Source organism: Bacillus canaveralius (genome assembly GCF_002860125.1).
In the GTDB taxonomy this organism is placed as follows: domain Bacteria; phylum Bacillota; class Bacilli; order Bacillales; family Cytobacillaceae; genus Bacillus_BJ; species Bacillus_BJ canaveralius.
Map to the genome: position 1 here is coordinate 91,108 of NZ_PGVA01000028.1, position 25,844 is coordinate 116,951.

General features: G+C 41.0%; 31 protein-coding genes. 23 read left to right on the forward strand and 8 right to left on the reverse strand.

The genetic code is table 11. The features are described 5' to 3' along the window. Positions 1–219 precede the first annotated feature (219 nt). From CU635_RS12730 to CU635_RS12740, 3 genes are all read left to right on the forward strand, one after another. The gene (locus tag CU635_RS12730; protein WP_101577748.1) at positions 220–999 is read left to right on the forward strand and encodes a DUF2268 domain-containing putative Zn-dependent protease; all 780 of its coding nucleotides are present in this window, start codon (positions 220–222) and stop codon (positions 997–999) included. Between the two features lie 191 nt (positions 1,000–1,190). Then, positions 1,191–1,406 carry a YuzI family membrane protein gene (locus CU635_RS12735; RefSeq protein WP_101577749.1) on the forward strand — a complete coding sequence of 72 codons (216 nt, stop codon included), beginning with the start codon at positions 1,191–1,193 and terminating at the stop codon, positions 1,404–1,406. Between the two features lie 88 nt (positions 1,407–1,494). Then, the gene (locus CU635_RS12740; protein WP_101577750.1) at positions 1,495–2,241 is read left to right on the forward strand and encodes a YjbA family protein; all 747 of its coding nucleotides are present in this window, start codon (positions 1,495–1,497) and stop codon (positions 2,239–2,241) included. Positions 2,242–2,278: 37 nt separating this feature from the next. On the opposite strand, the gene trpS is transcribed toward CU635_RS12740, so the two are convergent. Beyond that, positions 2,279–3,271, reverse strand: coding sequence for a tryptophan--tRNA ligase (trpS, locus tag CU635_RS12745; RefSeq protein WP_101577947.1), 993 nt, complete (start codon positions 3,269–3,271; stop codon positions 2,279–2,281). A 386-nt stretch (positions 3,272–3,657) separates the two neighbouring features. On the opposite strand from trpS, the gene CU635_RS12750 reads away from it, so the two are divergent. Continuing rightward, positions 3,658–4,845, forward strand: coding sequence for a putative glycoside hydrolase (locus CU635_RS12750; protein ID WP_101577751.1), 1,188 nt, complete (start codon positions 3,658–3,660; stop codon positions 4,843–4,845). A 58-nt stretch (positions 4,846–4,903) separates the two neighbouring features. Here the strand turns inward: CU635_RS12750 and CU635_RS12755 are convergent, their stop codons facing one another. Further along, positions 4,904–5,089 (reverse strand): hypothetical protein, encoded by a 186-nt coding sequence (locus CU635_RS12755; RefSeq protein ID WP_101577752.1) that lies wholly within the window; start codon positions 5,087–5,089, stop codon positions 4,904–4,906. A gap of 169 nt (positions 5,090–5,258) precedes the next feature. On the opposite strand from CU635_RS12755, the gene CU635_RS12760 reads away from it, so the two are divergent. From CU635_RS12760 to pepF, 5 genes are all read left to right on the forward strand, one after another. Continuing rightward, positions 5,259–5,834 (forward strand): GNAT family N-acetyltransferase, encoded by a 576-nt coding sequence (locus tag CU635_RS12760; protein WP_101577753.1) that lies wholly within the window; start codon positions 5,259–5,261, stop codon positions 5,832–5,834. Between the two features lie 481 nt (positions 5,835–6,315). Then, a complete protein-coding gene (gene spxA, locus CU635_RS12765; protein WP_101577948.1) occupies positions 6,316–6,711 on the forward strand; it encodes a transcriptional regulator SpxA in 396 nt (131 codons plus the stop codon). A 381-nt stretch (positions 6,712–7,092) separates the two neighbouring features. Continuing rightward, positions 7,093–7,761, forward strand: a complete 669-nt coding sequence (gene mecA / locus CU635_RS12770; protein ID WP_101577754.1) for an adaptor protein MecA — start codon at positions 7,093–7,095, stop codon at positions 7,759–7,761. A 148-nt stretch (positions 7,762–7,909) separates the two neighbouring features. Next, positions 7,910–9,106 carry a competence protein CoiA gene (locus tag CU635_RS12775; RefSeq protein ID WP_101577755.1) on the forward strand — a complete coding sequence of 399 codons (1,197 nt, stop codon included), beginning with the start codon at positions 7,910–7,912 and terminating at the stop codon, positions 9,104–9,106. Positions 9,107–9,352: 246 nt separating this feature from the next. Continuing rightward, the gene (gene pepF, locus CU635_RS12780) at positions 9,353–11,170 is read left to right on the forward strand and encodes an oligoendopeptidase F (RefSeq protein ID WP_101577756.1); all 1,818 of its coding nucleotides are present in this window, start codon (positions 9,353–9,355) and stop codon (positions 11,168–11,170) included. A gap of 116 nt (positions 11,171–11,286) precedes the next feature. Here the strand turns inward: pepF and CU635_RS23365 are convergent, their stop codons facing one another. The 5 genes from CU635_RS23365 to CU635_RS12800 all read right to left on the reverse strand — a co-directional run bounded on the left by CU635_RS23365 (position 11,287) and on the right by CU635_RS12800 (position 14,473). Continuing rightward, positions 11,287–11,460 carry a hypothetical protein gene (locus CU635_RS23365; RefSeq protein ID WP_180955713.1) on the reverse strand — a complete coding sequence of 58 codons (174 nt, stop codon included), beginning with the start codon at positions 11,458–11,460 and terminating at the stop codon, positions 11,287–11,289. A 319-nt stretch (positions 11,461–11,779) separates the two neighbouring features. After that, positions 11,780–12,646, reverse strand: coding sequence for a ClpXP adapter SpxH family protein (locus CU635_RS12785; RefSeq protein ID WP_245917458.1), 867 nt, complete (start codon positions 12,644–12,646; stop codon positions 11,780–11,782). Beyond that, positions 12,647–13,051 (reverse strand): globin domain-containing protein, encoded by a 405-nt coding sequence (locus tag CU635_RS12790; protein WP_101577758.1) that lies wholly within the window; start codon positions 13,049–13,051, stop codon positions 12,647–12,649. A gap of 186 nt (positions 13,052–13,237) precedes the next feature. Beyond that, complete coding sequence (locus tag CU635_RS12795; RefSeq protein ID WP_101577759.1) at positions 13,238–13,858, reverse strand: lytic transglycosylase domain-containing protein; 621 nt, start codon at positions 13,856–13,858, stop codon at positions 13,238–13,240. A gap of 27 nt (positions 13,859–13,885) precedes the next feature. After that, positions 13,886–14,473: a CYTH domain-containing protein gene (locus CU635_RS12800; RefSeq protein WP_101577760.1), complete on the reverse strand. Its 588-nt coding sequence runs from the start codon at positions 14,471–14,473 to the stop codon at positions 13,886–13,888. Positions 14,474–14,664: 191 nt separating this feature from the next. Here CU635_RS12800 and CU635_RS12805 point away from each other — a divergent pair, with 191 nt between their 5' ends. From CU635_RS12805 to CU635_RS12820, 4 genes are all read left to right on the forward strand, one after another. After that, complete coding sequence (locus tag CU635_RS12805) at positions 14,665–15,030, forward strand: UPF0738 family protein (protein WP_101577761.1); 366 nt, start codon at positions 14,665–14,667, stop codon at positions 15,028–15,030. A gap of 54 nt (positions 15,031–15,084) precedes the next feature. Further along, the gene (gene yjbM, locus CU635_RS12810) at positions 15,085–15,720 is read left to right on the forward strand and encodes a GTP diphosphokinase (RefSeq protein ID WP_101577762.1); all 636 of its coding nucleotides are present in this window, start codon (positions 15,085–15,087) and stop codon (positions 15,718–15,720) included. A 75-nt stretch (positions 15,721–15,795) separates the two neighbouring features. After that, positions 15,796–16,596 (forward strand): NAD kinase, encoded by an 801-nt coding sequence (locus CU635_RS12815; RefSeq protein WP_101577763.1) that lies wholly within the window; start codon positions 15,796–15,798, stop codon positions 16,594–16,596. A gap of 11 nt (positions 16,597–16,607) precedes the next feature. Then, positions 16,608–17,507 (forward strand): RluA family pseudouridine synthase, encoded by a 900-nt coding sequence (locus CU635_RS12820; RefSeq protein ID WP_101577764.1) that lies wholly within the window; start codon positions 16,608–16,610, stop codon positions 17,505–17,507. A gap of 74 nt (positions 17,508–17,581) precedes the next feature. On the opposite strand, the gene prpE is transcribed toward CU635_RS12820, so the two are convergent. Beyond that, a complete protein-coding gene (gene prpE, locus CU635_RS12825) occupies positions 17,582–18,319 on the reverse strand; it encodes a bis(5'-nucleosyl)-tetraphosphatase PrpE (protein ID WP_101577765.1) in 738 nt (245 codons plus the stop codon). Positions 18,320–18,629: 310 nt separating this feature from the next. Here prpE and mgtE point away from each other — a divergent pair, with 310 nt between their 5' ends. The 10 genes from mgtE (at position 18,630) to spoVIF (ending at position 25,825) form a co-directional block, all read left to right on the forward strand. Then, on the forward strand, positions 18,630–20,006 hold the full coding sequence (mgtE, locus tag CU635_RS12830; RefSeq protein WP_101577766.1) for a magnesium transporter: 1,377 nt from the start codon (positions 18,630–18,632) through the stop codon (positions 20,004–20,006). Positions 20,007–20,200: 194 nt separating this feature from the next. Further along, entirely contained in the window at positions 20,201–20,974 is a 774-nt protein-coding gene (gene fabI / locus CU635_RS12835) for an enoyl-ACP reductase FabI (RefSeq protein WP_101577767.1), read from the forward strand. Between the two features lie 210 nt (positions 20,975–21,184). Next, a complete protein-coding gene (locus CU635_RS12840) occupies positions 21,185–21,859 on the forward strand; it encodes a hypothetical protein (protein ID WP_101577768.1) in 675 nt (224 codons plus the stop codon). 105 nt (positions 21,860–21,964) lie between these two features. Further along, positions 21,965–22,330, forward strand: coding sequence for a DUF1360 domain-containing protein (locus CU635_RS12845; RefSeq protein WP_373270865.1), 366 nt, complete (start codon positions 21,965–21,967; stop codon positions 22,328–22,330). 405 nt (positions 22,331–22,735) lie between these two features. Then, positions 22,736–23,224, forward strand: a complete 489-nt coding sequence (locus CU635_RS12850) for a YhcN/YlaJ family sporulation lipoprotein (RefSeq protein ID WP_101577770.1) — start codon at positions 22,736–22,738, stop codon at positions 23,222–23,224. A gap of 16 nt (positions 23,225–23,240) precedes the next feature. Next, positions 23,241–23,714 (forward strand): stage V sporulation protein AC, encoded by a 474-nt coding sequence (gene spoVAC, locus CU635_RS12855; protein WP_101577771.1) that lies wholly within the window; start codon positions 23,241–23,243, stop codon positions 23,712–23,714. Next, positions 23,715–24,734, forward strand: coding sequence for a stage V sporulation protein AD (spoVAD, locus tag CU635_RS12860; RefSeq protein ID WP_101577772.1), 1,020 nt, complete (start codon positions 23,715–23,717; stop codon positions 24,732–24,734). A gap of 15 nt (positions 24,735–24,749) precedes the next feature. Next, on the forward strand, positions 24,750–25,106 hold the full coding sequence (gene spoVAE, locus CU635_RS12865) for a stage V sporulation protein AE (RefSeq protein ID WP_101577773.1): 357 nt from the start codon (positions 24,750–24,752) through the stop codon (positions 25,104–25,106). Positions 25,107–25,281: 175 nt separating this feature from the next. After that, positions 25,282–25,419 carry a YjcZ family sporulation protein gene (locus CU635_RS12870; protein ID WP_101577774.1) on the forward strand — a complete coding sequence of 46 codons (138 nt, stop codon included), beginning with the start codon at positions 25,282–25,284 and terminating at the stop codon, positions 25,417–25,419. A gap of 151 nt (positions 25,420–25,570) precedes the next feature. Further along, positions 25,571–25,825 (forward strand): sporulation-specific transcription regulator SpoVIF, encoded by a 255-nt coding sequence (spoVIF, locus tag CU635_RS12875; RefSeq protein WP_101577775.1) that lies wholly within the window; start codon positions 25,571–25,573, stop codon positions 25,823–25,825. Positions 25,826–25,844: the final 19 nt, after the last annotated feature.

The window sequence follows — 25,844 nt, forward strand, 5'->3', positions numbered from 1 at the left end:
TACCTTAAAGATGTATGAGAGTAACGATTACTCATTATTATCTCAAATTAAGGCGACAACCGGAATTGGAGCGACTACTTTTATATTGATAAATGTTTCAATTTCTTGCATAACCAGGAGAGCGGCCAAATACCGCTCTTTTTCTGTTTGTGAAAATCACCAAAATTCACCTTGCTCATAAACTGAAAAAGGACAATGAGTTTATATGGAGTGGTGATAATGGGGATTATTAATACAGATGAATGGATGAAGCGCCAGTTTGATAATCCGGTCAAAATATGCAGTAAATTCGCTGACCTTTTTGAGAACGATGATCCGAAGAATATTTATGAATACTTACTGGAGTTCGGAATGTACCGACCTGGCAGAACCAGTAAAAAATCATATTTGACATTATTGGAAAGTAAAATTTGGACCAAGGTTGGTGACCTGTTCAATAAGTACAAAAAATTATGGAACGGCCCGGATGTGCCGGTATTTATTTTTCCCATCAATGAAGAAAACCGGAGATTGATGAAGGAAACCGACGGCAAAGCTGGAGTTTCTTTCAAAGACAAAGTATTTCTATTTCTTTCGCCCGGCGACGATATAAAAGAAATAGAAGCACTCTTTGTCCATGAATATCATCATGTTTGCCGTATGCACAAAATAAAAAAACCGCTTGAAAAATACACTTTGCTCGATTCGATCATAATGGAAGGGCTGGCTGAAGAAGCAGTCAATCATTATTGCGGCAAAAAATACATTGGAAATTGGTGTTATTTTTACTCGGAAAAAGAATTAGTCCGCTACTGGGACAAGTATGTATCTGAAAATCTGGACTTGTCCAGAAACAATACAAAACATGACATGCTTTTATTCGGCACAGGTCCATATCCGCGCCTGCTCGGATATGCGATCGGTTACCAAATTATTTCGGATTTCAAAAAGGAAGGGAATTTCTCCATTAAGAGGTCGCTCGTGCTGCCTGCAAACCGTTTTCTGGATCCTAAAAACTAAATCCTAATGATGAAAAACCCCTTGATCGCACAACTCGTTCACGAACAATAATCATCCTACTTGAAAACATGGCCTGTACATATATGTATTTATCACCACATATATTTAAGGCAAACAGGAAAATCCAGGGGTGATAAACATGGATATGTTAACGATTAAACGAAATTCAAGCCGGATTCGGGTTCGTTTGCATGGCTTTTAGGTTATTCTTGCTGCTCACCGGTTTTGGACTTGCCGTTTCCGGGGGAGTTAGCCTGATCATCTACCTAAATTTACTGGCAACCGGACTCAACCTTACCGATTATCTGTCTTTTGTTAGCACACGGTTTGAATGTTATCTACTCCTGATTGGAATCATCATTATTTCGGTAAGCATCTATTACCCGGATCATCGACAAGAAAAGTAGACGCCTGATGCGATTAAAAAAGGAATAAATTAACTTCCAACTGCCCATACTGAATGATAAACAGTTTGTTGAAGCGGGGGTTAAATTCATGCTATATCTTCATGATGTTTGGGTGAACTGGTTCGAAGGGGAAGAGAACGGATATAATATTTGCCATTTTCATGAATGGCGAAAGGACGACGGTGTTGAGCTACTGGATCAAGTACCGCTTTTGAAAATTGATACTCTGTTATACAACTACATAGAAAACGATTTATCGGAGTTGCCTCAACAACTTATGGACGATGTGTTTCAAAAAGCATATTTACGGAAAAACCATGAACGCACCCAGCTTGAATATTGCTTCATAGTTTCAGATGGCACAGGAATATTAGCGGTGGATACAATCGGTTATAATATTCCAATTCGGAAAAGCAGGCTGATTCCGAGGCAGGAACAACTCGTCTATGAAATGCTTGAAAACCAGGAAACGGCTCAATACGATTTTCATGAACAATCAACCTTAAAAAGCTTTCATATCCTCTCGCCAGAACCCCATTTAATGAGAGGGCTGACGAGAAAAGAACGGCAATTAAAGCAACTTTTATTTATGGCTCTCGATCAGCTGCATTCTTCGCAAAACGAAGCCGAAATCCGCTATTGGTATACCGAATGGCATCCCGAAAAATATAGCGAAATCCAGCAAATGCACTTCGAAGAGGCATGGAAGCAGTTGTTTGAAGAGACGAAAATAGGCTGGACAAGCAAGCATGCAGTTTTATGTGAAAATATCATAAAGGGGCAGCCGTTTTTCGAAAAACTGTGGGAGATGGAACATGGACCTAAAGTTAACTAAAAAGGAGCTGATATTTCAGCTCCTTCTTTGTGGCTTCTTATTTTCTTTTCCGTCCCAGACCCATCGCATTTTCCATTTTTTTGAGCATTTTGAAAGCAACTTTATTCGCTTTTTCAGCGCCTTCATCCAGAATCCGATCCAATTCACTTGAATCGATTAAGTCATAGTACTTTGCTTGAATTGGTTCTATGGTATTAACAACAACCTCGGCTAAATCTGACTTAAATTCTCCGTAACCTTTACCTGCGTATTGTGCCTCAAGGTCATCAACTGTCCTTCCTGTCAGAATCGAATAAATTGATAAGAGATTTGAAACCCCAGGCTTGTTTTCCTTATCGAATTTGACCATTCCTTCCGAATCAGTGACAGCACTTTTAATTTTCTTTTCAATTAACTTCGGATCATCCAACATCGTAATCATCGCTTTTTGGTTTGGATCGGATTTGCTCATTTTTTTAGTCGGTTCCTGCAAGGACATAATTCTTGCACCAACCTCGGAGATGCTGACTTCGGGAATCGTGAAAATGTCATTGTATTTTTTATTGAATCTTTCCGCTAGGTCCCTTGTTAATTCGAGATGCTGTTTTTGATCATCTCCGACGGGAACAAGGTCTGTATTGTATAGTAAAATATCGGCGGCCATCAGTGGCGGATAGGTGAGCAATCCAGCCGTAACCGCCTCTTTGCCGGCACTCTTATCTTTGAATTGCGTCATTCTTTCCAGTTCCCCGATATAGGCCACGCATTGCATCATCCACCCGGCCTGGGCATGGGCCGGAACCTCTGACTGGATAAACAATGTCGCTTTATTCGGATCGATTCCTACCGCCAAATAGAGTGCAGCCAGGCTTTTAATGTTTTTTCTGAGAACCGTCTTATCCTGCGGCGTTGTAATCGCATGTTGATCCACTATACAAAAGTAACATTGATAATTGTGCTGAAGTTCAACAAATTGCTTCATCGCCCCGATATAGTTGCCAAGAGTAATCGTACCGCTTGGCTGTATTCCTGAAAAAATCGTTTGCATAATCAGTAGTTCCTCCGTGAGGCTCACAAAGTCCATTCCGATTGCTCCGTTGTTTGTTTTCACCAACCACAAACTCTCTGGAAAAACGGGGTGCAAAAGTACTAGTCTTTTTCAAAGCCTGTCCTATTCATTTACGGTTTCTTATATATACAAAATAACTGAAACTTGTCGTAAAAGCAAGGTGTTCCAAGGTTAAAACGATCATTTTCTGTGATGAAAACATTTTTACTAATCCAATGATGACTAAACAGTTTTCGCAAAATTTCGACGCGATTCTCATATTTCATGTCTATTATTCTTAATAATGGGTAATTACGAAATAAATGAATAAATCGAGAATTTGAGTTTAAAATAATAATAGATGGCCAGTTTGAAAGAGGGGGTTATGAATGAACTTATTGAAAATCGCAGCTGTATCTTTCTTGCTTGCCAGCTCCAGCAGTGCCGCTGTGGCCAAAGATGAGCGTACACTTGCTAACCAGCCTAAGCGCGAACATCTACCATTTGTAAGAGAACTCCCAGAGGAGATGGCGAGATTTAAGTTTGATACAGGACACGAATTTACATACCCGGATGCAGTTAAAGGAGTTTATGTAACTGGACATTCAGCCGGAGGCGAAAAATTTAATCAGTTAACACAACTTCTGGATCATACGGACCTAAATGCAATGGTTATTGATATCAAAGACGATCGGGGGAACCTTACATATCTGCCGGAAGAGGGATCAACCTACCATGGTATTGGCAAACCCTATATAAAAGATCCTGCCGCAATGTTAAAAACTTTGGAGGAGAAACAGATATACCCGATTGCCAGAGTAGTTGTGTTCAAGGACTCCGTTTTGGCGGCGATGAAGCCGGAATGGTCTTTTAAAGAAGGGAATGAAATATGGAAAAATGGCAGGAATGAATCGTTTGTCAATCCGTATTTAGGAGAAGTATGGGATTATAATGTCGGAATTGCGATTGAGGCGGCAAAACTGGGCTTTCAGGAGATTCAGTTTGATTATGTCCGCTTCCCTGAAGGGTTTGAGACTCGTGATACATCGTTGAATTATTCGAAAGGGCAATATGAAACATCGAGCAGTACCAACATTGAAAGCCGGATCAGTGCCGTTACTGATTTTGTAAAGTATGCAGAGGAAAAACTTGAACCTTACGGGGTTAATGTCTCTGTTGATATTTTCGGCTATACTGCGACACTGCCTGAAGCGCCGGGGATCGGCCAAAATTTTTCGCGAATTTCCGAACACGTTGATGTCATTTCCTCCATGATTTACCCGAGTCATTGGACTCCGTATTTTGGCGTGAGCAAACCCGATCTTCAACCATACGAAATTGTATCGGCTTATACACAACTGGAGAAAGCAAAACTGGCAGAATTGAGCGATCCACCTCTATCGCGACCATGGCTGCAGGATTTCACGGCAACGTGGCTTGGCCCAGGAAATTATCAGGTTTATGGCAAGGCCGAGATCGAAGCACAAATTCGCGCGCTGAGCGACAATGGTATAAACGAATTTCTGCTTTGGAACTCCGGGAATAAATATACTGGTGATGTGGATTATACACCGTAAAAAAACGCTCTAACCTGTTGATGGGCTTCGAGCGTTTCTTGACCAAATGTTAAAAATGCTATTTCTTTTTGCCGCCGACTGTTTTCCAGCCGGTTTGCATTCTGGCAGATTGATCGGCAAATTCGGTTTTGTGCTTGCCACCAAACACTTTTTCGCCAATTCCGTTTACCAGGACGCCCATTAACGCCGTAATGGCAACGATCAGCAATGCGACGATTGTTAAATCCATTATGTAACCACCCATAATATGTAACCCTCCATCGTTCTTTTTCACGGTCTTCGAAAAAGATGAAATAATCCCACTGCTTTTATTGTAAAAGAAGTGAAGCGGTATTGAAAGGGGGAAATCTACAAATACTTCGGTTTAAGATAGCAAATTTTTGAACAAGCGTATGATTGAAAGGAGCAAGTACATGCATTGGTATGAAAAATTGAATCAGTATTTTCCTGTTGAGGAAATGAAATCAAAAGAGCATATGGAAATGCTGCTGAAAGAACGGGCAAATATTTATCATAAAGACGAAGGACCGCATCATGTTTTAATGTATGCTGAACTGGACCGCTTTGTATTTATTGATTATTTGTTTGTCTCAAAGGATGCAAGAGGCGAAGGGATCGGACATAAATTACTTGAGAACTTGAAGCGGAAAGGAAAGCCGATCATTCTTGAAGTAGAGCCGATCAATTATGAAGATACAGACACCGAAAAAAGGCTCCGTTTTTATAAACGGGAAGGCTTCCAGCACGCCAACTCGATCGGGTATAGCCGCCGTTCGCTCGCTACAAATGAAATAAATGAAATGGAAATTCTCTATTGGGCGCCAAATCAGGAATCTGAAGAAATCATCTTTGAATCAATGAAGGAAACGTATGAAATGATTCATACCTATAAAGACAAGCAGTTTTATGGAGAATCATATCAGCCTGTGGAAGAAGTATTAACAATTGGTGAAAAAAACAATCGAAACAACCTATTGGAAAATATTTAATCACTGTAAATGATCCGAAAGAGAATCACTCATTTTCATTCCTGGGAGAATAATTGAGAATGAAAAATAATTTTTTTTTTAGGTTTAAGTTTTTTTGCTAAGGGTAGATAAACAAATAGAATTCAAAATTGACTAAACTTTCTAGCGCAAATTTGGATATAGTTGGATATAAATGTGGGAAATTGCTTTGGATGTTAAGAAAAATCACCGGGGGTGAAGAGATTTTATAAATAAACGTAAAAAAATGAAACTTTTCAGGTGTTCATTCGTCTTATCTATTAGGTTAATGGAGGATTGGCATAAAATTCAGATGAGAAACAATTCATTTTTCTTTGAAAAAGGGTACCAAACTAATCTTAATTAGTGTATAATACATAATATAAATTACTTATTTAAAGTAATTTTAATTTTAGAAAATACCTCCATTAAAGAATACTTTTACATGGCGTTATTATATATTGTTAAGGGAGTGTGGATGCTGATGGTTACTTTATACACTTCACCAAGTTGTACATCATGCAGAAAAGCTAAATCATGGCTTGAAGAACATGAAATTCCATATAGAGAAAGAAACATATTCTCAGAGCCATTATCAATTGATGAAATTAAGGAAATTTTGCGAATGACAGAAGACGGAACTGACGAAATTATCTCCACTCGTTCAAAAACTTTCCAAAAATTAAATGTTAATCTCGAAACAATGCCGTTACAAAATTTGTTTGAATTAATTAAAGATAATCCGGGCTTGCTTCGCCGTCCAATTATTATCGACGAGAAAAGATTACAAGTAGGCTATAACGAGGACGAAATTCGCCGTTTCCTACCTAGAAAAGTTCGTACCTACCAGCTTCGTGAAGCGCAGCGCCTTGTAAATTAAACAGTAACCGCCTCTTCTTCCATTTATTATGGAGAAGAGGTTTTTTATATGGGGGTATTATAAAAGTAAACGATTTGGATTATTTGTACTAGACAGCGAGATCTGTTAAAATAAAGCAACCCTTTTTTAAGGAAAATAGACGATCAAAGAAGGTAAATCAGCATAAAAATAAATAGGCAAGTAATGGTTTTTTATGAACTATAAGATTTTATTTCCCTTATTTTATGTTTTATCATAAAATAAAAGTACAAGGTACAAAACAATGTCCGCCTGAGACTAAAATACGATTATTACCGTTAATTTAGGGTAACAGGTTAGCATAAGCTTCTGTATGGGGGTATTTAGTCCCTTCATTACTTGCAAGAAGGGAGAGGTTTCCTGATGGAAATAGAACGTATTAACGAACATACGGTAAAGTTTTATATTTCCTATGTTGACATAGAGGAAAGAGGCTTCGACCGCGAAGAGATCTGGTACAACCGGGAAAGAAGCGAAGAGCTATTCTGGGAAATGATGGATGAAGTTCATCAAGAGGAAGAGTTTGCTGCTGAAGGGCCTCTATGGATTCAAGTTCAGGCGCTTGATAAAGGTTTGGAGGTTCTTGTGACAAAAGCCCAGCTTTCCAAGGATGGCCAAAAATTCGAATTGCCTGTACCTGATGAAAAAATCAAGGATATTCCTGTTGATGAGCGAATTGAAGAAATGCTTGATCAACATTTTAACCCTAGAGGGGATATAGAAGAAGAGGCATTGGAAGATGAAAGTCTTGACTTCCTTCTGTCGTTCGGCGATTTTGAGGATGTTATTTCGTTGTCACATCGCCCTGGAATCGACTCATTACTTGCCAAGCTATATTCATTTGAAGGCAAGTATTATCTATATGTGGAATTCCCGGAAGAGGATTTGGAAGAAGAAGAAATTGATAATTTGCTCAGTGTTCTTCTTGAATACGGCAATGAGACACAAATGACCATTCACCGTATTGAGGAATACGGAAAGGTCATTATCGAGGAAGACGTTTTTGTTACCTTGCGCAAATACTTTTCATAACATATACCGATTTCAAATTTGAAGTCGGTTTTTTTATGCCTTTTTTTTTGAAAAATTTCATCGGCGGCGGTTAATTAACACGAAATTTTTTCGTTTAGGCAGGAAATTATTTTCCTTGCTCGAATTAAAAAAAGAAAGGAGGAGGTATATGCTGACTGCGAAAACGAAAACAGGAGAATATTTTTCACTCGGCGATCATTATCGATATGAGTTCCTCGATGATTTACGAAAGAGGGAGGAATTTTATTGCCCCCACTGCGATGAAAAACTGATTTTGAAAATCGGTACGAAAAAAGTCCATCACTTTTCCCATTATCATGACAGCATCTGTACTGCTGCCGGAGCTGAAGCGGAATCCCTGTACCATATGGAAGGAAAGCTGAACCTGTACTCATGGCTTAAACGACAGAACTTGCAGCCGATACTGGAACACTATATTCCTGAAATTAACCAGCGGGCTGATATCTCGTACACGTATAAAGGTAAAAGGATCGCTCTTGAATATCAATGTTCACCGATCAGCTCAAAACAATTTATCGACAGGACAAACGGTTATCTCCGCTTCAATTGGATCCCGATATGGATTCTGGGAGGAAAGCTGCTCAAACGGAAGACAGCAGATATAGCATCGTTTTCCCAGTTTCATTTTTTATTTTTCAGACAACATATCGAAAAATGGAACCTTCTGTGCTATTGCCCCGTTACCAATCAATTCATTACCATCCATCATCCGATTTCGATGTCTCCACGCCATGCATTTGTTCAATTCAGCTTCTCAACCCCGACAAAAACCGATATCCAACAACTGCTCACAGCAACGAGCTCACCTTCCTTTTCCCTGAACGCGTGGAGAAAAGAGTTGGATCGTTATAAACTGACATTCTTCGGCCGGACAAAATCCGCAAACCTATCTTTTTTAAAAGAAATTTACCGCCATTCCTTAAACATCTCTCTGCTTCCATCTATTATTGGGCTTCCGACTGCAAATAGTTTGTTTATCGAGACCTCCCCGCTTATTTGGCAAACATATTTATATATGGATGTTCTGCAAAAATACAGAAGCGGCGAAGTTCTATCCATCCAGCAACTTTACCACTGTTTTTCACAGCGATTAAAAAAGAATCAAATTAATATTAGAAGCCTGCCACTAGTAAAAGGTAGTTGGCCATTAGCTGTGCAAGGATATGTAAAGCTTCTTGTTGATACCGGTTACCTGGCGTGGAGGAACAAAAACAATTTAGCAGTATTAAAGCAAATTATCAGACCTGAGACGTCAGCTCAAAAGTCAACAGCGGATGAATTGATGTATCGAAATTTCGGGCCTGCCATCATGCGGAACTTATAATGAAAAAAGCGCCAGGAACATACAATAAAAGGGGATTTGCATTTTCCAGCAGGTGCAGACAGCGGAAATGCTATGATTGCTTAGTTTTTGTGCATTTCTTGCAGGTTATGGTACTTTATATTAAAGGAAGGAGATTGCCCTGTACAACGAGAATTTAGAAGCATACCGTCATGATCGAGTTCAAGCATACATCTTGAACAAATCTTGTGCTTCTTCTCACAATTCTATAAATGGAGGATGACGAATATGACAAATGAAACAGCGGTAAAAAAACTGCCGGCAAGGGATGAAATTACCTTAGAGGATACATGGAGACTCGAAGATATTTTTCCGACGGATGATGCGTGGGAGAAAGAATATCAACAAGTAAAAGAACTTATTCCAGAAATGAAGAAATACCAGGGAACGCTTGGTGAGAGTGGACAGCATTTGTTCGAAGCCCTTTCAGTCCAGGATCAATTAATGGAACGCCTTGGGAAATTGTATACATATGCCCATATGCGCTACGACCAGGATACAACCAATTCCCACTATCAGGCACTTGATGACCGAATCAAGAACTTGTATTCCCAGGCAGCCAGTGCGCTTGCCTATATTGTTCCGGAAATATTGACAATTGATGAGGCACAGCTTAAAAAGTTTTTGGAAGAAAAACCGGACCTCAAGCTTTATGAACATGCCCTCGAAGAAATTAATCTGCAAAGGCCGCATGTGCTCTCGGCCGAGCAGGAAGCCTTATTGGCTGAAGCTTCCGAGATTATGAACGTATCGAGTACGACCTTTGGCATGCTTAATAATGCAGATTTGGAATTTCCAAGCATTAAAAATGAGAATGGTGAAGAAGTGGAAGTGACCCATGGCCGCTATATAAGGTTTTTGGAGAGCGAGGATCGTCGGGTTCGCGAGGATGCGTTCAAAGCTGTATATAACACATATGGGCAGTACCGAAATACTTTTTCGAGTACACTCAGCGGTACGGTCAAGCGGGATAATTTTAATGCGCGAATCCGGAAGTATCAATCTGCACGCCATGCAGCGCTGGCAGCTAACAATATTCCCGAGAGCGTCTATGAAAATTTAGTGAATACGATCAATGACAATCTTCACCTTTTACATCGCTATGTCAAGCTGCGCAAAAAAGTATTGGGGCTTGATAAGCTTCATATGTATGATCTGTTTACTCCGCTTGTTAAAGACGTCAAAATGGAAATCAGCTATGAAGAAGCGCAAGAGATCATTTTAAAAGGGCTGGCTCCGCTTGGAGAAGATTATATAAGCGTTTTAAAAGAAGGTTTTGAGAATCGCTGGGTTGATGTGCATGAAAATAAAGGAAAGCGGAGCGGAGCCTATTCATCCGGCGCATACGGAACAAATCCATATATTTTGATGAACTGGCAGGATAACATCAACAATTTATTTACACTTGCCCATGAATTTGGCCATTCCGTGCACAGCTATTATACACGCAAAAATCAACCATATCCTTATGGCGGCTATTCAATCTTTGTTGCAGAAGTAGCATCAACCTGTAATGAGGCGTTATTAAATGATTATCTGCTGAAAACGATTGACGATGAACAAAAACGCCTATACTTATTGAACCATTATTTGGAGGGCTTTAGAGGAACGGTTTTTCGCCAGACAATGTTTGCTGAGTATGAGCATCTTATTCATCAAAAAGCACAGAATCACGAAGCTTTAACAGCAGACTTGTTAACAAAGGACTACTACGAATTAAACCAAAAATACTTTGGCCGTGAAGACATTGAAATTGATGAGGAAATTGGCCTCGAGTGGTCACGGATACCTCACTTTTACTATAATTATTATGTGTACCAATATGCGACAGGCTACAGTGCAGCAACCGCTCTGAGCAAGCAAATTCTTGAACAAGGAAAACCGGCCGTCGACCGCTACCTAGACTTCCTGAAAGCGGGCAGCTCGGATTATCCAATTGAAGTATTGAAAAAGGCTGGAGTAGACATGACAAGCTCGAAGCCGATTGAAGAAGCATGTAAAGTTTTTGAAGAAAAACTTAACGAGATGGAACAATTATTATCGTAAGACATGGTAACATATAGACAGAACAAAAGCCGGACTTGAACGATGTTCTATTCAAATTCGGCTTTTTTTATGGTGTAAAATGGGTAATCACCGCAAAAAATGTATCCGAATAAACACTAAAATCCTTTGAACTTTTTCCGTTCGTTTAAGTATAAGAAAAAAATAAGCAATGAAATAAACAAGAGCGGACCGCTAATGAAAACAGGAATTAACTTCATCAGGCCCAGGAAATGAAGGCCAAAAGCAACTAAGATAAACAGCAGCATAATTCCTATGATAGTATTTTGCAAAATCAGGCTCCTCCTTTTTTAACACATTAAAAACATCGTTGATACCATCTATATGAAACAGTGAATACCGGGGTTTCATATGTAGAAATGTCAGTTACCCTAATAAATATGCAGTTGTCCATGATCACATCACTTGTTTTTGACAATATTGTGAAATAACACACAAACTATTGCTACTCCGCCCAAACTCGTGGTATATTACAGACGTGAAGTTGATCACAAACAAACATATACCCCTTTGTTTGACCGTGAAAAATTTCTCCCATCCCCTTTGTTCGTAAAGAAAAAGCTCTGCCAAATGAGGCAGAGCTTTTTTCTGTTAATCATTGTATTTCCAAAACATACCGTATTTAACGGGGATTTGCTCTACCAGTTGTTTTAGTAAAAGTTTTTTCATTTCTCGTTCGACTTCGCTTACGGATAAATTATAAACAACTGCAATTTCCTTTGAAGCGACAAGCCCGTAATGTTGCAAGAAATCTTCCAGGGGGGGAGGACTGTTACGTTCCGGTTTTTCCTGGAGCATTTCCTCTAAAATTTGTACATAAACCTCATAAGGATAAGAGCCGGTAATTTTGATACCTTCCTCTTCTACTTGTTCATTGAAAAAGACAAGAGCAGGGATTTCCTGAATATCCATTTCGGCAGTTATTTTTAAGTCACATTGAAAAGCTTTTGAAGCACTTTCAGAATGGATATCGGTTATAAACTCTTCAACATCAAGTCCGACGCTTCTTGCACAATGTTTTAAGACGTCAAAGTTAGAGACGTTCTGTTTTTCTAAAAATAGTACTTCCTGCAGCTTCCTTAGGAACTTGATTCCTGACTTTCTTCCCTGCAGCTCGGCCGCTTTAATGGCCATCGACGCAAGATAAGGGGAGGAAATCGGATTTTCGAGCCATACACTGCCGTCACACGACATTCCCGATCTGCTGGCTGTTTTCTCCCACAATTCTGCAATATTCTCATAGTTTTTTCTTCTGCCAAGATTAAGTGTTGCGAGGCGGCCGCTTAAAATATGCTTGATCGAAAAATAACGCCCGTATTCGATTTGCAGCTTTTTAATGATTGGTTCCAATGCCCAGCATTCAGGGCATAGCGGGTCAACAAACATATATATTTCGATTGGCCTCTTATCAATAGCGTGGCAGTGAGACGATAAGAACGAGTTTTTTTGTGATTTCACTCAGGACCCACCCTCTATTTCTGTATCATCTGGCGTATTTATCATATGCTGGGCAGTCAAGACAAGCCTTGCATAGAAATCTTTTCTTAATTGGCCTTCCAGACCCGTTTCATCCATTGCTTCACTCATACAGGAAAGCCATGCTTTTGCTCTGGCTGGCGTAATCTCAAATGGAGTGTGACGTGCCCGCATCATTGGATGCCCATGTTCGGCCGTATAAAGCGCCGGCCCTCCCAAATATTGCGTTAAGAACTGTTTTTGCTTTCTTGCAGTTTCAGAAAGATCATTTGGGAAGATAGGAGTGAGATCAGGATGCTGTCCAACACGGCGATAAAAAGCATCCACCAGCTGGTGCAGCGTTTTTTCGCCGATGGCATCGAACGGTGTCGGCATTTTCTCGACCATTGTCATAACTCCTTTTGAATAGGTTTTTATGTTATTTAATTTTCTTTATTTTAACAGTGCCCTTTTGACGATTCAACCGAGAAGCCTTGCGATGCCAACAACACCCGGCAGTTTTTGCTTTCCTAACTAATTTACACAAAAAAAACGCCCGTTACCAGTAACAGGCGTTTGGAACTATTTTACACTCTATGCCAGAAAGGATTGCGTCACCTTTTTCACATAGTTTTGTGTTTCTTTAAATGGGGGAATTCCTGAATACTTATCGACATTTCCAGGACCGGCGTTATAAGCAGCGAGTGTTAATTCGATATTGCCGTTATATTTGTCATACATTTTCCGCAGATATTTGCTGCCGCCCATAATATTATCATAGGGATCAAAAACGTTTTTTACACCAAGAGCGCGGGCAGTCGCCGGCATAAGCTGCATCAGTCCTGAAGCTCCGGCATGGCTGACCGCATTAGAATTAAAATTCGACTCCTGTTTAATGACGGCTTGAATCAATTTAGCCGGAAGCCCATAGTGCTCAGCAGCCGTTTTGATAATGTCTTCATAATCAGACTGGGTCTGCGGCAGTTTTGTCAGATTGATAGGCGGAAGGGAAGGCATAGTGACCGGCGCCATTTGATTAAATTTTTCACTGTGTTCTTTCTCGGGGAGCAAGTCAAGATTTGCCGTTTCCTGGCCAGAAAGAAATTCTGCCAACAAGTCCTGGAACATTGTGCTGTTGGAAGCTGTTGGTGTCGGCTGATTAAAGTTTTGCAGCGCCTGAAGTTCAAGCATAATCTTTAATTTATCTATGTTCATAAAAAACTCCTTTTAATATCTACAGAATTAAGAGTTTAGCTGTATGTATTTTTGATCGTAAAATCTTTTGACTTTATTTTTCGTTGCCCTGATCGGAATATCATGAGCAGACAGAAGTTCAATAAAGATCTTTTCACCGCTGTTTTTTTCCTCTACTTCATATTCTACTTCATAATCATCAATATTTAAATAGTAACTGTGATCGAAAACGAGCAGACCGCCGCGGAATTCGATTTCAGCTCTAAAGGTGGTCAGTGAACCGAAATTTTCAAGGAGAGCAACCGGCACTGGAATTTGTTTAAGAATTTCCTTAACTTGCCCTTCTGGAACTGCCGCGGACGTCAGCATTGCAGCAGCTTCATTGGCGGTTAACGGCTGGTTCGTTTCGAACAGCCCTTCCCCGCCGGGCTGCTTTAATGTTAATTCGAAATTATTTCCTATTTCACGGATTCGTAAAGCCGTCCCGTTCTGTTTTAATAAAAAATCTTTTGTATCAAAATACGAGTTAACTTGTTGCCTGAATGCTGAATCAGCTATTTTAAAGTATCCCTTCAACCGGTTGAATTCATCTTCCGTTAGAAGGTTTTTACATTCAATTTCAAGATGCTGTGGCATAAACGATCGTCCTCTCATTTTCAATACCGCAGATCAGATCACCGGAAAGCTCCGGATGTGTCTTATTTCTGCCAAGTTTGGATAAGCAGCCTCTGTTGTCCATATTATCACGTTTTTCTTAAGCCACTGCAATTTTTAGGAGATATGCCGGCAATGTGGTAAAATGGAGAGAGTTTGGAGGTATCATAATCGTGAAGAAAAGGATCACAATCGAAAAAGCTTTTATAAAGGAAAATGAATTAATTCTTGAGGGAAAATTTCCAGTTGCATTAGCGGAACTATCTGCGGTTGGTCGAATTCTTGTTGACTCGGATCAATTGGCATTTATTTACTTAACAGAAATGAATAATGAGTATACATATATTGAGCTTCCGGAAGAGATCTGGCCGGAAATCAAGAAAGCGCTTGATGCGGAGTATCCTGTATATGCAGCCGGTGGCGGCGAGAGGCTGCTGCTTGATCAATTTCATAATGAATTATCCTACCTGATTGAAAATATTAAAGGAAACAGCAATTATGGAGCGGTAATGGTTGAAAAAGTCGAAAATGTTTTTTAGGCTGTTTCAATGTTCCAACATCCAGATAGAGAAAACCGGATGAGGTGAGTATTTATGAAGCATTGGGATCAATTTTTAGCGCCTTATAAACTAGCAGTTGAAGAGTTGAAAGTAAAGCTGAAGGGAATGAGGGCCCAGTTTGAACTTGATACGACCTACTCGCCGATCGAGTTTGTCACAGGCCGTGTTAAACCGATTGCGAGTATTTTGGATAAGGCAAATCTAAAAAGAATCCCGTTAAACAGGCTTGAACAAGAAATGCAGGATATTGCGGGCCTCAGGATGATGTGCCAGTTTGTCGACGATATCATAAAGGTTGTAGAGCTGCTTCGAAACCGCAACGATTTTGAAATTGTTGAAGAACGCGATTATATCTCACATGAAAAATCGAGCGGATACCGGTCTTACCATGTTGTCATTTCATATCCCGTCCAAACAATAAACGGGGAAAAGAAGATTCTGGCCGAAATCCAAATTCGGACACTGGCCATGAACTTTTGGGCAACGGTGGAACATTCCTTAAACTATAAATATCGAGGCCAATTTCCTGAGGATATAAAAATGAGGCTGCAGAGAGCGGCAGAAGCCGCTTTTCGGCTGGATGAAGAAATGTCCCAAATCCGCGGGGAAATTCAGGATGCCCAGGCCTTCTTTTCTAGAAAAAAAGAGCAGCAGGAAGGGGAAAAGTGATTTGCCTGCTGGTATTTTAAACTGTAAAACAAGCTATAAACCGCTTATTCCTATAAAAAAGAGGAGCATCCAGTCATGAAGTTTGCGATTACATCCAAAGGGGATTCAAGGTCAAATACACTCATGCATAAAATGAGATCATATTTATTGGATTTTGAGCTTGTCTATGATGAAGAAGAGCCGGATATCGTCATTTCTGTCGGCGGCGACGGGACTCTGTTATACGCTTTTCACCGCTACAGCAGCCGACTTGATAAAACGGCTTTTGTTGGCGTCCATACTGGACATCTTGGATTTTATGCCGATTGGGTTCCGGAAGAGATTGAAAAGCTCGTGATTGCAATTGCGAAAACTCCTTACCAAATTATTGAGTACCCGCTTCTCGAAGTGATTATTCGTTATCAGCATGGCGGCAAAGAAACCCGTTATCTGGCTCTTAATGAATCGACAGTTAAAGGTGCGGAACAAACGCTTGTCATGGATGTTGAAATAAGAGGCCAGCACTTCGAACGATTTCGCGGCGACGGTTTATGCATTTCGACGCCGTCGGGAAGCACCGCCTACAACAAAGCACTGGGCGGGGCGATCCTCCATCCGTCATTACCAGCGATTCAAGTGGCTGAAATGGCATCAATCAACAATCGCGTGTTCAGGACCATCGGTTCACCGCTCATTTTGCCGGCACATCATACGTGCATGCTGAAACCGGTAAATGAAGCTGATTTTCAAATCACGATTGACCATCTTCCGTTGCTGCATAAAGATGTGAAGTCGATTCAATTCAGGGTTGCCGATGAAAAAATCCGCTTTGCCCGCTTCAGGCCGTTTCCATTTTGGAAGCGCGTCCGTGATTCATTTGTAAGCGATAAGGATTAGAGGGTAAATATATGCCTGGACGATTTAAGCTTGAATGGGAAATTACAAATGAGGATTCCGGAAAATTAATTCGCCAATTTTTGCGGGAGTATCACATTTCAAAAACAGCGTTAACCGATATCAAATTTAAGGGCGGAAACATTCGGGTTAACAGCGACGATGTAACGGTCCGCTATATTCTGAATCAAGGTGATCATCTTGAAGTGGTTTTTCCGAAAGAAGAGAGAAGCGAAGGGATGCAAGGAGAGAAAATCCCTTTAACGATCATCTATGAAGATCTATATGTGTTGATCGTTCTTAAGCCGGCGGGAATGAGCACGATCCCGTCACGTGAACATCCATCCGGCAGCCTGGCGAATGCACTGATTGGCTATTATCAGGAAAAAGACATAGAAGCAACCGCCCATATCGTTACACGCCTCGACCGTGATACTTCAGGTATCGTCCTGATTGCGAAACACAGGCATGTCCACCATCTCCTCAGCCAGCAGCAAAGATCCGGACAGGTGAACAGGGTTTATCAGGCGCTGTGTGAAGGGCACATTCCTGAAGATAGCGGGAAGATACTTGAGCCGATCGCAAGAAAAGCTGACAGCATTATTGAAAGGGAAGTCAATGCTGCAGGGCAGTATGCTTGTACCCACTTTAAAGTTCTTGCCAGGTTCGAACGGTTTACACATATTGAGCTCAAGCTGGAAACGGGGCGAACCCACCAAATCAGGGTTCACCTTTCTTATCTTGGACACCCTTTATTAGGAGATGATTTGTACGGGGGAAGCAGGCAGTATATCAGAAGGCAGTCGCTTCATTGCAGCAATCTCGCCTTTTGGCATCCCATTCTTGAGCAGGAGCTGAATTTTCATGCTGCACTTCCGGAAGATATGCAACAAGTGATCAATATGTTCGGATAAGAAACCACTCCTCTCACGTTGGCGGGGTGGCATTTTTGAGTTATTGGACTTGACGGGATACCGGATTAGCAAAATTACGTTTCCCTGAATTTTTCTTCCACATAAGGCAGTGTTGATGGAACAGATACGATTTCCAGCTCGGGATATCGAAGTGCGGACAGCTTTCCCCCAAACACAGCGCCTGTGTCAATGTTGAAGGTGTTATTGATTTTCCGGACTTCTTTAACAGGGGTGTGCCCATATACAATAATAGCCTTGCCCTGGTATTGTTTGGCCCAATCTCTGCGCACCGGTGACCCGTCCGGGTGTTTTTCTCCAGTAATATCCCCGTACAATGCAAAGGATTTTACTTTCGCATCATTTTTGCTGATAAAATTCTCACGGATCCCGGCATGCACGATGACAAGGTTCCCATTATCAAGTACATGATAGAGCGGGGCCTGTTCATACAGTTCGATAAATTTTGTTCGGAATTGCTGCTGCTCGTCTTTTGATAATGCATTGATTTCTGCGACCGTTGTTTCGAGCCCATGGGATATTTGAACATTGTTTCCAAGCAAATAGCGGTACAGCTTGTTGCAATGATTACCGGGAACATAAAAGGCTGCTTTTTTATCAACAGCCAGCTGGCAAACAACATCGGCCGTTCGGATAGAATCAGGACCCCGATCCGTTAAATCTCCGACAAAGGCCAGCTTTCTTTCTTGCTGATGCATCGGATATCCATCAGCCCATTCGTAGCCGAGTCTTGTTGTCAGCTCGTAAAACTCGTTGTAACAGCCATGAATATCACCAATTATATCGAGCTTCATGTTTAAAAATCTCCTTTATTTTTCTGCGATAGTTTGCTTCTTGTAACCATACAGGAGAAAATATCATTAGTATGTTTAAAAGAAACCCTAATCATAAGCATTTTTTGTTAACCTTAAATAAACGAATGAAATGAATAATGCTGCCTCTTATTTTAAAAATAATTTGTTCGTTTTCCAGTTAAGAATTACTTTATGAAAATTTATTAAAACATTAAGGAAAAATAGTATCGAATGTCCAACACGATTATTTTCCTGTTATAAACATAAGAGTGGAAAAAGCTTATCATAAAGCAGTGGGGAGGAAAAGCGTATGACAGATCAAAAACAGGAAAAGACACTTCATCAGACAAATATTAAGCTGCTGCTTGATGCATTAAAAGAAGAAAACATGCAAAAGTTCCGGGACGAGTTTTTGGAGCTGCACCCATATGACCAGGCCTCATTTTTCCAGGATTTAGACGAAGAATCACGGACGCTCATTTATCATTATCTATCTCCGGAAGAGATGGCCGGTTTGTTCGAAAATCTAGAAATTGAGGAAGAAGAATACCAAGAGGTTTTAGCAGAAATGAATCCTGCGTACGCTGCAGATATGCTTTCGAATATGTACGCCGACGATGCCGTCGACGTCTTGAATGAGCTGGATAAAGATCAAGTTGCCAGTTATTTAACGATTATGGATGATAAAGCCGCTGATGAAATAAAAGAGCTGCTCCATTATGAAGAATATACAGCCGGTAGTATCATGACGACCGAGTTTATTGCCATTTCTGCAAACCAAACCGTTCGGTCGGCGATGCATATTTTAAGAAATGAAGCTCCAAGGGCGGAAACAATTTACTACGTTTATGTGATTGATGAACAAAAAACTCTTGTTGGGGTTATTTCATTAAGAGATTTGATTATCAGTTCTGACGATACGATGTTATCAGAGATTATGCAAGACCGGGTTGTTTCGATTTCGGTCGCCGAGGACCAGGAAGAAGCCGCAAGAAAAATGCGTGATTATAATTTGCTTGCTCTTCCGGTTGTTGATTTTCAAGGCCATTTACTTGGGATCATTACCGTTGATGACATTATTGATGTTATGGAAGAAGAGGCATCGGACGATTATTCCAAGCTGGCCGGGATAAGCGACCTTGATTCGATTGACCGCAGTCCTTTGTCAGCAGCTAAAAAACGGCTGCCCTGGCTGATTATTTTGCTTTTCCTTGGGACATTCACAGCGAGCCTGATCGGGCGGTTTGAGGATACATTAGACAAGGTTGCCATCCTCGCCGTGTTCATTCCTTTAATCGCAGGGATGGCCGGAAATACTGGGACGCAGGCGCTGGCGGTTGCGGTCAGGGGGATTGCAACTGGAGATTTGGAAAAAGAGAGCAAATTAAAATTGGTTTTGCGGGAAGCAGGAACGGGTATTATAACCGGATCTACATGTGGGATCCTATCCGCACTTGTCGTTTATATTTGGCAAGGTGATATTTATCTCGGTATTTTGGTAGGGATGTCGATTCTTTCATCATTGTTTGTTGCGACAATGGCCGGAACATTAGTGCCGCTGTTGATGCACAGATTAAAGATTGATCCTGCGGTAGCTTCAGGGCCATTTATTACGACGATTAATGATATTATCAGTATTTTGATTTATTTTGGCATGGCTACCTTATTTATGAGCTACTTATCTTAAGTCTCGGGGGATGCGGGTGGAAATGCACGCTTCGGTTACATAGCTGGTGCATCACATGCGGGGAAATCGCTTGATTTACTAGGCAGTGTTACTTAACAATACAATCATAGTGCAATGTTTCTTTTCATTTTTTTCAAAATGTATTAGAATTAGTACTAGGTATTAATAACTTGTATTAATAGGAGGATTTTAGAATGGGCTTATCATTGGCTGGAAAAACTTATGTTGTTATGGGAGTTGCCAATAAACGCAGTATCGCCTGGGGGATTGCCCGCTCACTTCATGAAGCAGGAGCCAGCCTGGTTTTTACATATGCAGGAGAGAGATTGGAAAAAAGCGTCCGTGATCTTGCGGAAACGCTTGACGGTGCAAATTCACTGATCATTCCATGCGATGTCACCAATGACGAAGAAGTAAGAAAATGCTTCGCGGAAATTAAGCAGCAAACCGGGGTGATCCATGGAATCGCCCACTGTATTGCTTTTGCGAATAAGGAAGAGCTTCAGGGAGAGTATTTGAACACGACAAGAGAAGGGTTTCTGCTTGCTCACAACATCAGCTCCTATTCGTTAACAGCAGTGGCTAAGGAAGCCAAAGATTTAATGACAGAAGGCGGAAGCATTGTCACGTTAACCTACTTGGGCGGAGAAAAGGTTATGCCGAACTACAATGTTATGGGCGTTGCAAAAGCTTCTCTGGATGCAAGTGTGAAATATTTGGCTAATGATTTAGGGAAGCTGGGAATTCGTGTGAATTCGATTTCGGCCGGTCCAATCCGCACTCTATCCGCAAAAGGAGTCAGTGATTTTAATTCCATTCTTAAAGAAATCGAGGAGAAAGCCCCGCTTAGGAGGATGACGACCCAGGAAGAGGTTGGCGATACCGCAGTGTTTTTATTCAGCAACATGTCGCGCGGAATTACCGGGGAAAATATTCATGTTGATTCGGGTTACCATATTATTGCTTAAGTAAGAAAATGTCCGCTTCTGGTGTGAAGCGGGCATTTTTTTATAGTTCAATCTAAAGAGTTGTCCCTCTCAGATCACAATCCAGTCACATGATTATTTGCCTCTGCAAACACCCTCAAATAGTTTGAAAACTTCCACTGATATAGCAACAGCGATATTTGCTGCATACAAATAAATGAAGAAATAATTGATTGTGTGGGAGGGAGACTTTTGGCGGAAGATGAGCAGCCACCTTTTAAACCTTTATTATATAAACATGAACCGGCGAACAACCATATGCAAAATATTTTTTATACGAAAAATGATCAGCAATTTCCCGAGTTTCAGCAAATCGAGGTGGAATTAACGGAGGAAGACGATTATGAAAAAGCTGGGCTGGCGCAAAAAAACAAACAGATAAATAAGGCTTCAAAGGACGAAGTAAAATCAAAGCTGAAGCAAATGCTTGGTGAAAAACTGACTGTTGAAACAGAGGCTGATTTATTAGGGCATCTGGATAAAGATGTCGAAATAGGTGAAAAGGCGGTAAACAATGACAACAACATTCAGACAGATGCAACGGTGGAAATGCCGCATGAAGTCGCTTCGGGCGAACAAGAAAACTCTTTAGGCTCCTACCATCAAAATGAGGTGGGGACAACAACGTCCACAGCTTCAATTCATGGGATAGACGAGATGAAAAGACAGAAAATCAGAGTAAAGATCGCTCATTTGGCGCGTTATTGGAATGGTATAGAAACACCAGTGTGTGAAGCGATTATAGATGGGCAGCCAATCAAATTTCAGGTAATCAGCAAAAAAGGAAATTTTGTGAAAGTGAAAATTGGCAGACATCAGAAAAAGTTTAATATAGATGACATTACTGACATCATAATTTTTGAATAGCGGAAATCCTCGCTTCCTGCTAAAACTGGTGAAGCCTTATTATAGAGCTGGCGATAAGCTTTTATTTTTACTTATCATATGCCTGCTTAACATTTAAATAGGTTGGTGATTGAATTGAACCTTGATTTATGGTTGATAGTAATCATCGGGATTGCTTCGTTTCGTTTAACAAGGCTAATTGTTTTTGACAAAATAACTGAATTCATAAGGGCTCCTTTTTTTGAAGAACAAATAGAAGAAGATCCGGATGGGAACAAAGAAATCTACTTAGTTCCAAAGGGTAAGGGAATAAAAAGCTGGATTGGAGAACTGCTTAGCTGTTTTTGGTGCACGGGTGTTTGGTCCAGTTTATTGTTAACTGCTATATATTTTCTTGTTCCAGTGTTTGGTGTGCCTGTGATTTTTGTTCTGGCAGTCGCTGCTATAGGTTCGGTAATCGAAGTTTTTATCAGTAAAGCATTGGGCAGCTAGCCGTACCAATCTTGTCAAGCTTTCATATTATATTATGAATCTCAGACAAGGAGGCTGACACTTTGCAAAAAAAATCAGGCAAACAAGCTTCGCGAATAACTCGCGTAAAACAGGAACCTAAGAGAATAAAGAAGGATTGTGGCTGCTTAAAAAGAAAAAACACAAATAGAAAATAAAAAGACTGTCTCGATAGATGAGACAGTCTTTTTTATTGGATTTTTTTTCGAAAACTGAGCATACAAAAATTCGATGAAAATGAGATTGATGAAACGGGCCGAATAAGTTGCCGAAATTATCCCGGTTATTTTTTTCTTACAAAAAGTATTTTTAATGTAATAAAATCGGCCTCAGTGCAAACAATAAATTAGAGTGAAACACACATTTCTTACATAGGAAGGGAAAAATATGAAAAGTAAATGGTCAAAATCATTTTTTATTTGCCAGCTTCTCCTTTTGTTAACCATTATTTTAGCAGGCTGTCAAGAAGCAGATGAAGGAAAGGGCAATCAAATGTCCCTTATTAGAGCGACAAATCCAGCTCCTGTTCCGATTAGCGATAAACAGAAAGATATCATCATTGCTCAGAAGGTGAAAGAGGAGGTTATGGCTTTTGATGAAATTTACGATGTCGCAGTCATAAAAGGGAAGAAGGATGTTCTTGTTGCGTATAAAGTCAGGCATTTAGAACGGTTCGGGATGAAGGACATTGAAAAAAACATTACAAAGCGGCTTGAAAAAGAATTTCCCGATGAGAATTTTACAGTATCGAGTGATTATAAAATTTTCCTTGAAGCTGTCCAGCTGCAAGAAGACATGCAAAAACCAGATTTCTCGGATATAAAGGCAGAAAAAAGGTTGAAATCGATTATCAGCCTTCAAAAAGAAATGACATAGGAAGGAGCCAATCACAATGGGGAATAAGCCCAAAAAAACCCCGCAGCAAAAGCAATACCAGCAGCTCGAACAGAAGCATGAAACAAAGCGCCCGCTCTTGAAAAATTGCCTAAGGGCCTTCTTGGTCGGGGGCCTGATTTGTTTAATTGGACAAGCGATTACTTATTTCTATATTTATTATTTTGATTTTACCGAACAAACGGCAAGCAACCCCACTGTTGCCACGATGATATTTATAACAATGCTTCTGACAGGATTCGGTGTTTACGATCGAATTGGCCAGTTCTCAGGTGCGGGCAGTGCAGTGCCTGTAACAGGCTTTGGCAATGCTGTCATTTCAGCTGCAATAGAGCATCGCACCGAAGGATTTGTTCTTGGTGTTGGGGGAAATCTGTTTAAACTAGCGGGATCTGTTGTTCTGTTTGGGGTCTTTGCAGCTTTTGTTGTTGCCTTAATCAAAACATTATTAAAAATGTGGGGGGTTTTATAATTGCTAAGGGGAAAACAGTCCTGGGTATTTAAAAATCGCCCGATCATAACCGCATCAGGGGTGACCGGCGGCCCATTCGAAGCCAATGGAAACCTGGCAGATGATTTTGATATCCTTCACGATGATTTATGGATGGGAAAGGACTCGTATGAAAAAGCTCATAGTTTGCTGCTTGAAGAGGCAATCGAAACGGCTATGCAAAAAGGCAAGGTCAAAAGAGATGATATTCAGTTTTTACTTACGGGTGATTTGGTCAATCAGCTTACGCCATCAAGCTTTGCGGCACGAACAGCCAAGATTCCTTATTTCGGCCTGTTTGGTGCCTGCTCGACATCGATGGAAGGCCTTGCTTTAGCCTCCTTTATCATCAATTATCGAGGAGCAAAATATATCCTGACCGGAGCGTCAAGCCATAACGCCGCGGTGGAAAAGCAGTTTCGCTATCCGACTGAATATGGGAGCCAAAAGCCGCCGACTGCCCAATGGACGGTGACCGGCGCAGGTGTCGCCCTGATTAAGGAGAACAACGATTCGAAAGAATCGCTGCCAGTAACGACAACGGCAACGATCGGCAAGGTCATTGATATGGGGCTTTCCGATCCTTTTAATATGGGTGGCGCGATGGCACCGGCGGCCGCAGATACGATTTCAGCCCATTTTAAAGACTTGCAGCTTGAGCCGTCACATTATGATTTAATCGTAACCGGTGACCTCGGTAAAATTGGCCGGGAAACAACTATGGAACTATTGAAGAAAGATGGGTTGAAAATCGATAGCAACCAATTTCAGGATTGCGGGTTGATGATTTACAAGGACGATCAGCCAGTCCAGTCAGGAGCAAGCGGTGCCGGCTGCTCGGCAACCGTACTGTATGGGCATCTGCTAAAGCAAATGAAGCAGGGACGGTACAAAAGGGTTCTTGCGATTGCAACAGGCGCTTTGCTGTCACCGCTCTCGTATCAACAAAAGGAAACGATTCCATGCATAGCCCATGCCGTTTCCATTGAAATGAACGGATAAAGGAGGAAAAGAAGAATGCTTTCCATGTTTTTTTGGGCGTTTGTGGTGGGCGGCCTGATTTGTGTAGTCGGCCAGCTGCTGTTTGATGTCGCCAGATTGACACCTTCCCATACATTAAGCTTATTTGTTGTTATTGGAGCCATTTTGGGTGGGTTTGGAGTATATGAACCGCTAATGGACTTTGCAGGAGCTGGAGCATCCATACCGATCACGAGCTTCGGGAATTCCTTAGTTGATGGAGCCTTGCAGGAGGCTAAGCAGCACGGCCTTGTCGGTGTGTTGACCGGGATGTTTGAAATAACAAGTTCAGGAATATCAGCCGCCGTTGTTTTTGGCTTTATCGGCGCCCTTCTATTTAAGCCCAAGGGCTAAGCCATCCGCGAATCATATTGCTCGATTTTGTACAGATGTTAAATGATTTATGGGCAGCAGCAAACCATTTTTTCTAATATAGAACGATGATTTTGCCTTCGCCCTGAGCTCGCCCAAACATTTTGATGTTGCCTACATATGATATGAATGAATATATTAAAGTGAGGTGACGAACATGGGCTTCGGTTATGGCTGTTGTGGCTATGGCGGATACGGATACGGCGGTGGTGGATACGCCGGCGGCTCCGCGTTTGTATTAATCGTCGTACTGTTTATTTTGTTAATTGTTGTTGGTGCCAGCTTCTATAATTAACAATGGCGATAAATATATTTTACTGCAAAGGCTGTCTCTTAAGAGGCGGCCCCTTTTTCTGCAGGCAGGGGGTAACCCTGATCTCCATTTCACCTTTTTCGCCTTCGTTCATAAGATAAAGTAGTATCTAAAGGAGGCGTGGTGTACTAGCATGGAAAATGGTTTCTTTAAGAATGTTGAAAAAAAGACCGGCGTCAATATGAAGGATATTTTCGACTTGGCAAATTCGCTGCAACATGCAAACTTCAAAGATGAGCAAACGGTCAGGGGCGTCATTAGAAAAGTGTCGCAGATTGCCAATAAGCCTGTAACGAAAGAGATGGAAGATAAGCTTGTCAGCTCAATTGTGAAAGATGGACAACAGCTTGATTTAAATACGATTTCAAAAATGATCAATAAAAAATAAATGTGCATCATAATGAAAG